The sequence below is a fragment of the Streptomyces sp. NPDC043680 genome (assembly GCF_056436685.1).
The window spans coordinates 109,526-123,638 of record NZ_JBWKCE010000012.1 but is presented as its reverse complement, the minus strand read 5'-3'; the positions used below and the strand labels follow the sequence as shown (position 1 = coordinate 123,638).

The 14,113-nt window shown below is 68.5% G+C and carries 11 protein-coding genes; 10 read left to right on the top strand and 1 reads right to left on the bottom strand.

All coding sequences use genetic code 11. From position 1 onward, the window contains the following. The first annotated feature begins 126 nt into the window (after nt 1-126). The 10 genes from ngcE to AC0666_RS23360 all read left to right on the top strand — a co-directional run bounded on the left by ngcE (nt 127) and on the right by AC0666_RS23360 (nt 12,939). Nucleotides 127-1,551: an N-acetylglucosamine/diacetylchitobiose ABC transporter substrate-binding protein gene (ngcE, locus tag AC0666_RS23405; protein WP_478708252.1), complete on the top strand. Its 1,425-nt coding sequence runs from the start codon at nt 127-129 to the stop codon at nt 1,549-1,551. A gap of 31 nt (nt 1,552-1,582) precedes the next feature. Continuing rightward, nucleotides 1,583-2,527, top strand: a complete 945-nt coding sequence (locus AC0666_RS23400) for a carbohydrate ABC transporter permease (RefSeq protein ID WP_468971553.1) — start codon at nt 1,583-1,585, stop codon at nt 2,525-2,527. 13 nt (nt 2,528-2,540) lie between these two features. Then, nucleotides 2,541-3,464, top strand: a complete 924-nt coding sequence (locus tag AC0666_RS23395; protein WP_468971555.1) for a carbohydrate ABC transporter permease — start codon at nt 2,541-2,543, stop codon at nt 3,462-3,464. A 77-nt stretch (nt 3,465-3,541) separates the two neighbouring features. Further along, complete coding sequence (locus tag AC0666_RS23390) at nt 3,542-3,940, top strand: nuclear transport factor 2 family protein (RefSeq protein WP_468971557.1); 399 nt, start codon at nt 3,542-3,544, stop codon at nt 3,938-3,940. A gap of 411 nt (nt 3,941-4,351) precedes the next feature. Continuing rightward, nucleotides 4,352-5,554 (top strand): ROK family transcriptional regulator, encoded by a 1,203-nt coding sequence (locus AC0666_RS23385; protein ID WP_468971559.1) that lies wholly within the window; start codon nt 4,352-4,354, stop codon nt 5,552-5,554. A 117-nt stretch (nt 5,555-5,671) separates the two neighbouring features. Next, on the top strand, nt 5,672-6,787 hold the full coding sequence (locus tag AC0666_RS23380; protein ID WP_478708227.1) for an ABC transporter substrate-binding protein: 1,116 nt from the start codon (nt 5,672-5,674) through the stop codon (nt 6,785-6,787). 274 nt (nt 6,788-7,061) lie between these two features. Continuing rightward, complete coding sequence (locus tag AC0666_RS23375) at nt 7,062-7,850, top strand: ATP-binding cassette domain-containing protein (protein WP_356847032.1); 789 nt, start codon at nt 7,062-7,064, stop codon at nt 7,848-7,850. Continuing rightward, a complete protein-coding gene (locus AC0666_RS23370) occupies nt 7,847-9,139 on the top strand; it encodes a sugar ABC transporter permease (protein ID WP_468585367.1) in 1,293 nt (430 codons plus the stop codon). The genes AC0666_RS23375 and AC0666_RS23370 overlap by 4 nt, the downstream gene beginning before the upstream one ends. Before the next feature lie 270 nt (nt 9,140-9,409). After that, nucleotides 9,410-11,326 (top strand): 1-deoxy-D-xylulose-5-phosphate synthase, encoded by a 1,917-nt coding sequence (gene dxs, locus AC0666_RS23365; RefSeq protein WP_468585368.1) that lies wholly within the window; start codon nt 9,410-9,412, stop codon nt 11,324-11,326. A gap of 116 nt (nt 11,327-11,442) precedes the next feature. Beyond that, nucleotides 11,443-12,939, top strand: a complete 1,497-nt coding sequence (locus tag AC0666_RS23360) for an amino acid permease (RefSeq protein WP_468971564.1) — start codon at nt 11,443-11,445, stop codon at nt 12,937-12,939. 13 nt (nt 12,940-12,952) lie between these two features. Here AC0666_RS23360 and AC0666_RS23355 read toward each other — a convergent pair whose 3' ends face one another. Next, nucleotides 12,953-14,017 carry an LCP family protein gene (locus tag AC0666_RS23355; RefSeq protein ID WP_361712744.1) on the bottom strand — a complete coding sequence of 355 codons (1,065 nt, stop codon included), beginning with the start codon at nt 14,015-14,017 and terminating at the stop codon, nt 12,953-12,955. Nucleotides 14,018-14,113: the final 96 nt, after the last annotated feature.

Sequence of the window (14,113 nt, the reverse complement as noted above, 5' to 3'; positions counted from 1 at the left end):
CCCGCCGCGCTGTGAACGGCACCGGACCGGGGGATGGGCGGGGAGCTGCGGTGATGTCCGCGTGCACGGCAACCGCCGTGCTTTTCCGGCCTCCTTCACACTTCTGACGAAGGCGAGGACATGAGCATGGGATCCACCGGTGACGGTCTCGGCCGCCGCGACCTGATCAAGCGCTCCGCAGCACTCGGCCTGATCGCCGTGCCGACGATGGGCTTCCTGTCCGCCTGCGCCTCCGGCGGCGAGGAGACCACGAAGGGACCGGGCAAGGCGCCCGTGACCAAGGAGAACCCGTTCGGCGTCAACAAGGGCGGCAAGCTGGACGTCGTCGTCTTCAAGGGCGGGTTCGGCGACGACTACGCGAAGTCCTGGGAGGCCGCCTTCGACAAGAAGTGGGGCACGACCAGCTCCCACCTGGGCACCCAGGAGATCGCCGCCAAGCTCCAGCCGCGCTTCAACGGCGGCAACCCGCCGGACGTCGTCGACGACTCCGGCGCCCAGCAGATCAAGATCGACGTCCTCGCCAAGGGCGGTCAGCTCGCCGAGCTCACCCCGGTGCTCGACGCGCCCTCGCTCGACGACCCAGCCAAGAAGGTCCGGGACATGCTGATCCCCGGCACCGTGGAACAGGGAACCCAGGGCGGCAAGTTCGTCGCCCTCTACTACGTCTACACGGTCTACGGCTTCTGGTACTCGGGCAAGCTCTTCAAGGAGAAGGGCTGGACCGAACCGAAGACCTGGGACCAGTTCCTCGACATCTGCACCAAGGCCAAGGACGCCGGCATCGGCGGCCTCGCCCACCAGGGGAAGTACCCGTACTACATCAATGTCGTCATCATGGACCTGATCGCCAAGAAGGGCGGCCTGGAGGCCATGAAGGCGATCGACAACCTCGAACCGAACGCCTTCGAGGGCAACCCCGCGGCCCTCGCGGCGATCGAGGCGGTGTACGAGCTCGTCGAGAAGGGCCTGCTGATGGCGGGCACCAACGGCCTCACCCACACGGAGTCCCAGACCGCCTGGAACCAGTACAAGGCGGCCTTCATCCCCTCCGGCTCCTGGCTGGAGAACGAGCAGCTCAAGCAGACCCCGGAGGACTTCGACATGAAGTTCCTGCCGATCCCGCTGCTCGCCGACAGCAAGCTCCCCTTCGAGGCCATCCGGGCCGGCGCGGGCGAACCCTTCATCGTCCCGGAGAAGGCCGCCAACAAGGCCGCGGGCCTGGAGTTCCTGCGCTCGATGCTGTCGCGCGAATGGTCGACCGTCTTCGCCCAGCAGGCCAACTCCCTCACCGTGGTCAAGGACGGCGTCGACCCCGGCGTCAAGCTGCGCCCGGGTACCGCCTCGGCGGTGGCGGCCGTCAAGGCCGCCGGTGAGAACACCTTCAACTACCTCTACCCCGACTGGTACAGCGAGATGGACACCGAGATCCAGAACGCGTCCAATGAGCTGATGGCGAAGCGGATCCAGCCAAAGGAATGGATCAAGCGGGCCCAGGCTGCGGTAGACAAGGCTGCGAAGGACCCGAACGCGAAGAACAACCGCCGCAGCTGACGCCGGGGACGGACACCGTGGGACGGACACCATGAGCCAAGTAGCCCAGAGCAGAGGACGGGCCGGCTTCATCACCGGCTTCCTCATCCTTCCGCTCGCCCTGTACCTGACGTTCGTCATCTGGCCGTACATCCAGACGTTCGGCTATTCCTTCACCAACTGGTCGGGCCAGTCGCCGACGTTCGATTTAGTCGGCCTCGACAACTACGCGGCCCTGCTGAAGGACGAGGTCTTCCGCGGCGCCCTGTGGCACAACCTGCTGCTCCTGGTGTTCGTCCCCACCGTCACGATCCTGCTCGCCCTCTTCTTCGCGTTCATGGTGAACGCGGGAGGGCGCAGCGGGGCCGGCGGGGTGCGCGGAGTCCGCGGCTCCCGCGTGTACAAGATCGTCTACTTCTTCCCCCAGGTCCTCTCGCTCGCCATCCTCGCGGTCCTCTTCGGCGCCGTGTACCGCAGCGACGAGGGCGGCCTCCTCAACGGCTTCCTCGCCCGACTGGGCCTCGTCGACCCGGCCCACCCCGTCGAATGGCTCAACCGGCCGAACCTCGTGCTGTGGTGCCTGCTCCTGGTGGTGGTCTGGCACGGGGTCGGCTTCTACCTGGTCCTCTTCTCGGCCGCCATGCAGTCCGTACCCAAGGACATCTACGAGGCCGCCCTGCTCGACGGCGCGGGGCGCGCCCAGACCTTCCTCAAGGTCACGCTGCCCCTGCTGTGGGATTCTGTGCAGACGTCCGCGGTCTACCTCGGCATCGCCGCGATGGACATGTTCGTCCTGGTGTCGACGATGACCTCCGGCCAGTTCGGCGGCGGACCCGACCACCACAGCGAGGTCATGGCCACCGTGCTGATGCGCAACTTCCTGTACTTCGGCAAGAGCGGCTACGCCTGCGCCATGGGCGTGGTCATGCTCCTCCTGACCATGATCCTCTCCGTCGTCACGCTGCGCGCCACCCGCCGCGAGCGCATCGAGTTCTGAGCGGGAGACCCCGATGACCACAGTGATCAAAGCACCGGGCGAGGCCTCGGCCGAACGGGCCGGCGGCGGCCGCCCCAAGGAGCGCGGGACCCGCGGCTCCGAGGGCATGGTGCTGAACGTCTTCTCGCACGGCTTCCTCGCCGTCTGGGCGATACTGATCGTGCTGCCGCTGCTCTGGCTGGCGCTCGGTTCGTTCAAGACCGACGCGCAGATCGGCGGATCGGCCCTCAGCTGGCCCTCGAACTGGCATTTCGACGCCTTCTCCCGGGCCTGGGACAAGGGCATCGGCGACTACTTCGCCCACACGCTGATCGTGATGGCGTTCTCGGTCCCGCTGACCATGCTGCTCGGCTCGATGGCGGCGTACGTGCTGGCCCGCTACCCCTTTCCGGGCAACCGGCTCGTCTACTACTTCTTCGTCAGCGGGGCGATGTTCCCCGTCTTCCTGGCCCTCGTCCCGCTGTTCTTCATGGTCAAGCGCCTGGACATGCTCAACACGTACCACGGTCTGATCCTGGTGTACGTGGCCTACTCGATGCCCTTCACCGTCTTCTTCATGCACTCCTTCTTCCGTACGCTCCCGACGGCCGTGCACGAGGCGGCGGTGATCGACGGGGCCTCCGACACCCGGATCTTCTTCGAGGTGATGCTGCCGATGGCCAAGCCCGGCCTGATCAGCGTCGGGATATTCAATGTCCTGGGCCAGTGGAACCAGTACATCCTGCCCTCGGTGCTGATGCAGCCGCAGACCGGATCGGACCCCGAGCGCTACATGCTCACCCAGGGGCTGATCCAGCTCCAGTACCAGATGGGCTACGAGACGGACCTGCCCGTGCTGTTCGCCGGTGTGACCATCGCGATGATCCCGATGCTGGTGGTCTACCTGTCCTTCCAGCGCCAGATCCAGGCGGGACTGACCTCGGCCACCCTCAAGTAGCGGGCCGCCCTCAAGCGGCGCAGGAGCCGCCCCGCCGGCCCAACGGCCCCGCGGGCGCGGGGTGTTACGGTCTCGCCATGTCCAAGAACGAGATAGACGCGCTGACCGCCGAGTTCTTCGGGGCCTTCGACAACCGGGGAGGCCGACCTGCCGACGTGGCCCGCATCCGTCGGCTGGTCCTCCCCGGCGGCGTGATCGTCAAGACCGGCCCGGACCTGGCGGTCTACACCGTGGACGCGTTCATCGAGCCGCGCCGGCGACTGCTGGCCGAGGGCCGGCTGACCGAGTTCTCCGAATGGGAGACCTCCGAGCGGACCGACATCGCAGGCGACATCGCGTCGCGGTTCGGCACGTACCGCAAGGCGGGGCTCCTGGACGGTGAGCCGTTCGAGGGCGGCGGGACCAAGACCTTCCAGTTCGTCCGGACCCCGGAGGGCTGGCGGATCGCCGCATTCTCCTGGTACGACCAGCCCTGAGGCGACCGAGCTCGTGGCCGGGCGCGGACGCGCCGCGGCGCCGAGTGGGTCGCGTGTCAGGGGCATGGCGGCGTCGGCGCACGGGCCGACGGGCCTTCCGGGCGCGTGCCCGGCCTCTCGCGGCGCCGTTCAGGGCACGGCCCGCTCACGGCGCGGTGCCCGAGCAGCCGGCCCGCCGCGGGCCGGAACGGCGCCTCAGTGGCCCCGTAGCACGATCTTTGAGGATGTCTCTCATACTTATGACCGGTAGTGCCCGTTTCGTGCTGTCTCAGCCTCTTGACGTCTGGAGGGGCAAAGGCTCGACTTAAGGTTCACAAGTTGGAGAGACGCCGGCGTCTCGGAGCGGCAAGCCGCGATGCCGGCCCGGGGGGCGACGGCCGGCCGTCGTTCATGGGCAGGAGTGGATGAGTCGTGCAGACTCCCGGATCGCAGTCGTCACTGCACCGCGCGAATCTCGAACGAGTCGTGCGGGCCGTGCGGCTCGCGGGTTCGCTGACCCAGGCGGAGATCGCCCGGTCCACCGGACTCTCGGCGGCCACGGTCTCCAACATCGTCCGCGAGCTCAAGGACGGTGGGACCGTCGAGGTCACAGACACCTCGGCGGGCGGCCGCCGGGCCCGCAGCGTCTCGCTCAGCGGTGACGCGGGCATCGTGATCGGCGTGGACTTCGGCCACACCCACCTGCGGGTGGCGGTCGGGAACCTCGCCCACCAGGTCCTGGCCGAGGAGGCCGCCCCGCTCGACGTGGACGCCTCCTGGGCCGACGGCTTCAACCGGGCGGAAGCGCTGGTCGGGGAGCTGATCGCCGCCATAGGCGTGAGCCGGGAGAAGGTCATCGGCGTGGGCCTCGGCGTCCCCGGTCCGATCGACGTGGAGTCCGGGACCCTGGGCTCCACCGCGATCCTGCCGGGCTGGGCCGGGATCAACCCCCGCCAGGAGCTCTCCCAGCGCCTCGGCGTGCCCGTCTACGTGGACAACGACGCCAACCTCGGGGCGCTCGGGGAGCTGGTGTGGGGCAGTGGCCGGGGGGTCAAGGACCTCGCGTACATCAAGGTCGCCAGCGGTGTCGGCGCCGGCCTGGTGATCAACGGACAGATCTACCGGGGGCCCGGCGGCACCGCCGGCGAGATCGGGCACATCACCCTGGACGAGTCCGGCCCGGTCTGCCGCTGTGGCAACCGCGGCTGCCTGGAGACCTTCGCGGCGGCCCGCTACGTGCTGCCGCTGCTCCAGAGCACCCACGGGCCCGACCTCACCATGGAGCGGGTGGTCGAACTCGCCCGGGAGGGTGACCCGGGATGCCGCCGGGTGATCGCCGACGTGGGCCGCCATGTGGGTAGTGGTGTCGCCAATCTGTGCAATGTTCTGAACCCGAGCCGCGTGGTGCTCGGCGGCTCCCTGGCCGAGGCTGGTGAACTGGTCCTGGGCCCCATACGCGAGTCCGTGGGGAGGTACGCGATCCCCAGCGCGGCACGCCAACTCTCCGTCCTCACCGGCTCGTTGGGGGGCAGGGCCGAGGTGCTCGGAGCGCTCGCCCTGGTGCTGAGCGAGATGGGCGATTCGACCCTTCTGGCCGATACGCCGGGGCGCCCTCTCTTGTCTTCAGTTAGATAACGGATGGCACCGTTGTCATCTCGTTAAGGATTCACTCCTTGACGACAAACTGCGGCCGAGGTTGACTCACGCTCACCTCGGCCGCAATGTTGCGGCCTCGTCAGGGAGGTTCAAGAAATGAACACGCGTATGCGCAGAGCCGCCGTAGCCGTAGCCGCCACCGCAATGGCCGCTTCCCTTGCCGCCTGTGGCAGCGCCAAGGAGGCCGGCGAGAAGCCGAAGGAGTCCGGCTCCGGCACCGCGGGTGGTGCGATCAAGATCGGTCTGCTCCTGCCGGAGAACCAGACCGCGCGCTACGAGAAGTTCGACAAGCCGCTCTTCGAGAAGAAGGTCTCCGCACTCACGGACGGCAAGGCCACGGTGGTCTACGCCAACGCCAAGCAGGACGCGACCACGCAGAACTCCCAGGTCGACACGATGATCACCAACAAGGTGAACGTCCTGGTCATCGACGCCGTGGACTCCAAGGCCATCGCCGGCTCGGTCAAGAAGGCCAAGGAGGCCGGCATCCCGGTCATCGCCTACGACCGCCTCGCCGAGGGCCCGATCGAGGCCTACACCTCCTTCGACAACGAAGAGGTCGGCAAGGTCCAGGGCAAGGCCCTGCTGGAGGCCCTGGGCGACAAGGCCAAGGACGGCGACATCGTGATGATGAACGGGTCGGTCACCGACCCGAACGCCGCCCTGTTCAAGAAGGGCGCCCACTCCGTCCTCGACGGCAAGGTGAACATCGGCAAGGAGTACGACACCAAGGAGTGGAAGCCCGAGAACGCCAACACCAACATGGCGGGTGCGATCTCGGCGCTCGGCAAGGACAAGATCATCGGCGTCTACTCCGCCAATGACGGCATGGCCGGCGGCATCATCACCGCCCTCAAGGCGGCCAACATGTCCCCCCTGCCCCCGGTCACCGGCCAGGACGCGGAACTCGCCGGCGTGCAGCGCATCGTCGCGGGCGAGCAGTTCATGAGCGTCTACAAGCCCTACGCCCCCGAGGCCGAGGCCGCCGCGAAGATGGCCGTGGCGCTCGCCAAGGGCGAGAAGCTTGAGGGCGTCACCACCTCCACGGTCGACAGCCCCACCACCAAGGGCATCCCCTCGGTCCTGGTCCCGGTCGTCTCGCTGACCAAGAACAACATCAAGGACACTGTCATCAAGGACGGTGTCTACACGGCCGACGAGATCTGCACCGACAAGTACGCGGCCGCCTGCGCCACCCTCGGCCTGAAGTAGGCCGGTCGGGGGCATACGTAGAAATACGTAGCCCTCCCGGCCCGGTCCGGGCCGGTGTCCGGCCCCACGCGGCCCCCTCGGGGCCCGCGAGGCCCCAGTCCTGCCGGCCGGAGGCCCGCCCCCGCGGCCTCCGGTCCCCAGGACCCCACGCGCCTGCCCGGCGCCCCGCCCCTCTTCCCCCGCCGGCGGCGGGGCGCTGGGCAGAAACGTTCCCCCACCCACCCCGCTCCTGCACTTACTGCACGACATCCCCGCCGGTCAGGCGGCGAAGGAGATGGTTCATGTGTCCGCTGCGCCCGTGCTGGCGTTGCGAGGGGTCTCGAAGCGATTCGGTGCCGTCCAGGCGCTCACCGACGTAGAGCTCGAAATCCACTCCGGCGAGGTGGTCGCCCTGGTCGGCGACAACGGCGCCGGCAAGTCCACGCTCGTCAAGACGATCGCCGGCGTCCACCCCATCGATGACGGAGTCATCGAATGGGAGGGCAAGCCGGTCTCGATCAACAAGCCCCACGACGCCCAGAACCTGGGCATCGCGACGGTCTACCAGGACCTCGCGCTGTGCGACAACATCGACGTCGTCGGCAACCTGTTCCTGGGCCGCGAGCTCAAGCGCCGCGGTGTCCTGGACGAGGTGGAGATGGAGCGCCGCGCCCGCGAGCTCCTGACCACCCTGTCCATCCGGATCCCCAGTGTCCGCATCCCCATCGCGTCCCTCTCCGGCGGTCAGCGCCAGACCGTGGCGATCGCCCGCTCGATGCTGGGCGAGCCCCAGCTCGTCATCCTCGACGAGCCCACCGCCGCCCTCGGCGTCGAGCAGACCGCCCAGGTCCTCGACCTCGTGGAGCGGCTGCGCGAGCGCGGCCACGCCGTCATCCTCATCAGCCACAACATGGCCGATGTGAAGGCCGTCGCCGACAAGGTGGCGGTTCTGCGGCTGGGCCGCAACAACGGTGTCTTCGCCGTCAAGGACACGTCGCAGGAAGAGATCATCTCCGCCATCACGGGAGCCACGGACAACGCCGTGACCCGCCGGGCGGCCCGTACCGGGGAGGCTCGCAAGTGAGCACCGAACACCACACCGCGGCGGAAGAGGTGGCCAAGCTGGCCAACCCCGCCGCCCCGGCGGACGCCATTCCCGTGGTGGACCCGCGCCTCCTCGTCCGCGAGCAGGGCCTGGCCGGCTACCTGAGCGAGTTCGGCCGCAAGATGAAGGCCGGCGACCTCGGATCCCTCCCGGTCGTGATCGGCCTGATCATCATCTGGGGCATCTTCCAGGGGCTGAACTCGAACTTCCTGTCCCCGGAGAACCTCACCAACATCGCGATCACGATGGTGGCCACCGGCATGATGGCCGTGGGCATCATCTTCGTGCTGCTGCTCGGCGAGATCGACCTCTCGGTCGGCTCGGTCAGCGGTGTCTCGGGCGCGATCGTCGCCGTCCTCGCCGTCACCCACGGGGTCAACGAGTGGGTGGCGATCCTGCTCGCCATCGGCGGCGGCGCCCTGATCGGGGCCATCCACGGCTTCTTCTTCGCCAAGATCGGCGCGCCGGCCTTCGCGGTCACCCTGTCCGGCCTGCTGTTCTGGTCCGGAGCCATGCTGCAGATCCTCGGCAGCAACGGCACGATCAACCTCGACTCCGACGGCGTGGTGGGGCAGCTCACCACGTACTACTTCTCGGACGTGGCGGCGGGTTACGGCCTCGCGGCGGTCGCCGTGGTCGGATACTTCCTGGCGAGCTTCTACGACAACCGCCGCCGCCAGGCCGCGGGGGTCCCGTCCCGCCCGATGAGCGAGCTCGTGCTGCGCACCGGCCTGCTCGCTCTGTTCACCTTCGGCCCCGCCGCGGTGTTCAACCAGTACAAGGGCCTGCCCCTCGCGGTGGTGCTCTTCGTGGTGGTGCTGGTCGGAACGGACTTCGTCCTGCGCCGCACGACGTTCGGCCGCAACGTGTTCGCCCTCGGCGGCAGCGTCGAGGCGTCCCGCCGTGCGGGCATCAACGTCACCGGGATCCGCATCGCGGTCTTCGCCATCGCCGGTACCTTCGCGGCCATCGGCGGCCTGTTCTGGGCCTCCAAGATCGCGGCGGCCAACCAGAGCGCCGGCGCCGGCGACCTGCTGATGAACGTGATCGCGGCGGCCGTGATCGGCGGCACCAGCCTCTTCGGCGGCCGCGGCCGCACGTGGAACGCCCTCCTCGGTGTCATGGTGATCACCTCGATCCAGTACGGTCTGGCCCTTGAGGGAATCGCCACGCCGATCCAGTACATGATCACCGGTGCGGTGCTGCTGGCGACCGTGGTCATCGACTCGGTCACCCGCAAGACCCAGAAGACGGCCGGACGCGCCTGACACCGCGCCCGGTGCGGCAAGAGCGGTAGGAACGGTAAGAACGGCCACAGTGCCCGGTGCCACTCCGTGTGGCGCCGGGCACATGTGCGTGCGCCGGCACAGCTGCCTTACGTACAGCTGTGTGGGTAAACGCCCGAATGTGATGTGTGACATCAGGGTGATGTGTACAGGTATCACAGAGCTGTGACCCGCTTGCGGCAGCCCGATGACTTCGCTCGCCGACGGAACATTAGACTCGACAGACCAGCAAGCAACTGCAAGGAGGCACGGGTGCTGCTGACCCGCATCAAGGGACCGCGCGATCTGGACCGGCTCAGTCAGGAGGAGCTCACGCAGCTCGCCGCCGAGATCAGGTCCTTCCTCGTCGACGCCGTCTCCAAGACCGGCGGGCACCTCGGCCCCAACCTCGGTGTGGTCGAACTGACGATCGCCCTGCACCGGGTCTTCGAATCGCCCAAGGACAAGGTCCTCTTCGACACCGGCCACCAGGCCTACGTGCACAAGCTCCTCACGGGCCGCCAGGACTTCGGCGGCCTGCGCACCAAGGGCGGCCTGTCCGGCTACCCCTCGCGGGCCGAGTCCGAGCACGACGTGATCGAGAACTCGCACGCCTCCACGGTGCTGGGCTGGGCCGACGGCCTCGCCAAGGCCAACGAGGTCCTCGGCCGGGAGGACCACCACGTCGCGGCCGTCATCGGCGACGGCGCGCTCACCGGGGGCATGGCCTGGGAGGCGCTGAACAACATCGCAGCCGCCAAGGACCGCCCGCTGGTGATCGTCGTCAACGACAACGAGCGCTCGTACGGCCCCACCATCGGCGGCCTCGCGAACCACCTGGCCACCCTGCGCACCACGGACGGCTACGAGCGCTTCCTGGCCCGCGGCAAGGAGATCCTGGAGCGCACCCCCGTCGTCGGGAAGCCGCTCTTCGAGACCCTGCACGGCGCCAAGAAGGGCCTCAAGGACTTCATCGCCCCGCAGGGCATGTTCGAGGACCTCGGCCTGAAGTACATCGGGCCCATCGACGGCCACGACATCGAGGCCCTGGAGTCCGCCCTGCAGCGCGCCAAGCGCTTCAGCGGCCCGGTCATCGTGCACTGCCTCACCCAGAAGGGCCGCGGCTACACCCCGGCACTGGAGCACGAGGCGGACCGCTTCCACGCGGTCGGCGTGATCCACCCGGACACCGGTCTGCCCGTCAAGACCGCCGCCGCCAGCTGGACCTCGGTCTTCGCCGACGAGATGGTCAAGCTCGGCCACGAGCGCCCCGACATCGTCGGCATCACCGCCGCCATGCTGCACCCGGTCGGCCTCAACAAGTTCGCCGAGGCCTTCCCGGACCGCATCTTCGACGTCGGCATCGCCGAGCAGCACGGTGCGACCTCCGCGGCCGGCCTGGCCACGGGCGGGGTCCACCCCGTCTTCGCGGTGTACGCCACCTTCCTCAACCGCGCCTTCGACCAGGTCCTGATGGACGTGGCCCTGCACAAGTGCGGTGTCACCTTCGTCCTGGACCGCGCCGGTGTCACCGGCGACGACGGCGCCTCCCACAACGGCATGTGGGACATGTCGATCCTCCAGGTCGTGCCCGGCCTGCGGCTGGCCGCCCCGCGCGACGCGGAGCAGCTGCGCGCCCAGCTGCGCGAGGCCGTCGAGGTCAAGGACGCCCCGACCGTGGTCCGCTTCTCCAAGGGCGTCGTCGGCCCGGCCGTCCCGGCCGTGGGCCGCATCGGCGGCATGGACCTGCTGCGGCCCCCGGCTCCCGAGGTCACCCGTCCGGACGTACTGCTCGTCTCGGTCGGCGCGCTCGCCCCGATGTGCCTGGAGATCGCGGACCTGCTCGACAAGCAGGGCATCTCCTCGACCGTGGTCGACCCGCGCTGGGTCAAGCCGGTCGACGAGGCGCTGGCCCCGCTCGCCGAGCGGCACCGGGTGGTCGTCACCGTCGAGGACAACGGCCGCGCCGGCGGTGTGGGCGCCGCCGTCTCGCAGGCGCTGCGCGACGCCGGTGTGGACGTACCGCTGCGCGACTTCGGCATCCCACAGCGCTTCCTGGACCACGCCCTGCGCAAGGAGATCCTGGCGGAGATCGGCCTGACCGCTCCGGACATCGCGCGCCAGGTCACCGGTCTGGTGGCGAAGCTGGACGGGCGCTTCGACAGCGAGCCGGCCGCCGCGGTCGACTAGGCCGGCGACTGGGCCAGAGGGCCGAGGCGCGGTTGCACGTCACGGGCCGGGAGATCACCCTGAAGGAGGTGGGCCTCCCGGCCCTTTCGCGTGCGTCCCCGTACGGAGGTACGTCGGTGAGTACGGATCTCAACAGTCCTTTCCGCACCAAGACGGTGGAACAGTCCATCCGGGACACCGAGGAGCCGGAACACGCGCTCCGCAAGTCCCTGTCCGCATGGGACCTGACCGTCTTCGGCGTCGGCGTCATCATCGGCACCGGCATTTTCGTCCTCACGGGCATCGCAGCCCGGAACAACGCCGGGCCCGCCACCGCCCTCGCCTTCGTGGCGTCCGGCATCGTCTGCGCCCTCGCGGCGCTCTGCTACGCCGAGTTCGCGTCCACCGTGCCGGTGGCCGGCTCGGCGTACACCTTCTCGTACGCCTCGATCGGTGAACTGCCCGCCTGGATCATCGGATGGGACCTGGTGCTCGAATTCGCGCTCGGCACCGCCGTCGTGGCGGTCGGCTGGTCCGGGTACGTGCGCCACCTCATGCACACCAACCTCGGCTGGGACCTGCCCGTCGCGCTGGCCGGGCCCGACGCGGGGGGAACCTTCGACCTGCTGGCCTTCCTGCTGGTCCTGGCCCTCACCGCGATCCTGGTCGTCGGGACGAAGCTCTCGGCCCGGATCACCGCGATCGTCGTCGCCATCAAGGTCACCGTCGTGCTGCTGGTCATCATCGCGGGCCTGTTCTTCATCAAGGCGGACCACTACTCGCCGTTCATCCCTCCGGCCGAGCCGCAACCCGCGGGCAGCGGCCTGAAGGCGCCGCTGGTCCAGGTGCTCTTCGGCTACGAACCCACCAACTTCGGCGTCATGGGCATCTTCACCGCGGCCTCTCTCGTCTTCTTCGCCTTCATCGGCTTCGACGTCGTGGCCACCGCGGCCGAGGAGACCAAGAACCCCCAGCGGGACATGCCGCGCGGCATCCTCGGCTCGCTCCTCATCTGCACGGTGCTCTACGTGGCGGTGACGCTGGTGGTCACGGGCATGCAGGACTACCGGCAGATGTCGGCGAGCGCCCCGCTCGCCGAAGCCTTCAAGTCGGTGGACCAGCCCTTCTTCGCCGGCGCCATCAGCCTCGGTGCGGCCGTCGGCCTGATCACCGTGTGCATGATCCTGCTGCTCGGCCAGACCCGGGTGTTCTTCGCGATGAGCCGTGACGGACTGCTGCCGCGCGTCTTCTCCGTCACCCACCCGAAGTACCGCACCCCTTACAGGGCGACCATCCTGCTGGGTGTGCTCATCGCCGTCGTCGCGGGCTTCACCAGCCTTGAGAAGCTCGCGGAACTGGTGAACATCGGCACCCTGTTCGCCTTCGTGGTGGTCGCCCTCGGCGTGATCGTCCTGCGCCGGACCCGCCCCGATCTGCACCGGTCCTTCCGCACCCCGTGGGTGCCGGTGATCCCGATCCTGTCGATCGCGGCCTCGCTGTGGCTGATGCTCAACCTGCCGACGGAGACCTGGATCCGCTTCGGGATCTGGATGGTGATCGGCTTCTTCGTCTACTTCCTGTACGGACGCCGCAACAGCCGCCTGCACAAGGTCGGGCGCGGCGCGGAGTTCTGAGGGAGCTTCGGAATCAGCCCTTGGCGGGTGACTTCTTCGCCTCGGCCGGGATCTTCTGGTCGGTGCGCAGGGCCTCCCACAGCAGGCCCGCCTGGGGCTGTGCGACGACGACACGGTTCGGGTCGACCTTGTCGTAGGCCACCGGCAGCATGATCGTTTCCATGGTGTCCGGGTCCACGCCCTTCATGCTCTGGGCGAAGTCGGCCAGGGCGGTCAGCGAGCCCAGGTCGGAGTCCGTGGTCAGCGACTTGGTGCCGGCGTCCGCGAGCTTGTAGAGCCGGGCGGGGTTGCCGAGGGCGTCCTGCCTCTTGATCTCCGACAGCATGGCCATCATGAACTGCTGCTGGAGGCCTATGCGCCCCAGGTCGCTGCCGTCGCCGTAGCCGTAGCGGGTGCGGACGAACTTCAGCGAGTCGGTGCCGTTCAGCCGGTGCGTGCCCGCGTCCAGCTTGAGGCCGCCCTTCGCGCCGCTCATCGGCTTGTCCAGGGTGACGGTGACCCCGCCCAGGGCGTCCACCAGCCCCTTGAACCCGGCGAAGTCCACCTCGACGAAGTGGTCCACGCGGATCCCCGACATCTCCTCCACGGTCTTGACCACGCAGGCGGGGCCGGCGAGGGAGTAGACCGAGTTGAACATGACCCGGTTGGCGGGCTTGACGGTGTTGCCCTCGCCGTCCTTGCACTCGGGCCGGTTGATCAGGGTGTCGCGCGGGATGCTGACCGCGGTGGCCCTGGCCCGGCCCTCGGGTATGTGCACCAGCATCGCGGTGTCCGAGCGGGCGCCGCTGACATCGCCGTGGTCGAGGTCCCCGTTCGCCCCGGCCCGCGAGTCGGAGCCGAGCACCAGGACGTTCTGGGCGCCCGCGACGACCTTCTTCGGCCGGTTGTCCCCGATGGCCTGGTCGAGGTCGACGCTGTCGATGTTGCCGTTGAGGTGGCTGTACGTCCACCAGCCGACGCCGCCGACGGCCAGGATGAGGACCGCCGTCGTCAGCAGCACGATGCGCAGGACTCGCCTGCCGCCGCGCCTCGGCTTGCGCCGGGACGAAGGGGAAGAGGCCGAGGGGCGGTCGGTCATGGAGGCAGGGCCCTTCTATTATCGATGGGGTGCATCATAAGACACACTTTCGAGTGGCTGATTCTTATGGGTGCAGAGCCCTGTCGCTCGCACAGT

Excerpts from the sequence above, each read along its gene's own strand:
- AC0666_RS23395 (WP_468971555.1), top strand. The coding sequence starts at position 2,541 with ATGACCACAGTGATCAAAGCACCGGGCGAGGCCTCGGCCGAACGGGCC.
- ngcE (WP_478708252.1), top strand. The coding sequence starts at position 127 with ATGGGATCCACCGGTGACGGTCTCGGCCGCCGCGACCTGATCAAGCGC.
- AC0666_RS23355 (WP_361712744.1), bottom strand. The coding sequence starts at position 14,017 with ATGACCGACCGCCCCTCGGCCTCTTCCCCTTCGTCCCGGCGCAAGCCG.
- AC0666_RS23380 (WP_478708227.1), top strand. The coding sequence starts at position 5,672 with ATGAACACGCGTATGCGCAGAGCCGCCGTAGCCGTAGCCGCCACCGCA.
- AC0666_RS23400 (WP_468971553.1), top strand. The coding sequence starts at position 1,583 with ATGAGCCAAGTAGCCCAGAGCAGAGGACGGGCCGGCTTCATCACCGGC.
- AC0666_RS23390 (WP_468971557.1), top strand. The coding sequence starts at position 3,542 with ATGTCCAAGAACGAGATAGACGCGCTGACCGCCGAGTTCTTCGGGGCC.
- AC0666_RS23375 (WP_356847032.1), top strand. The coding sequence starts at position 7,062 with ATGGTTCATGTGTCCGCTGCGCCCGTGCTGGCGTTGCGAGGGGTCTCG.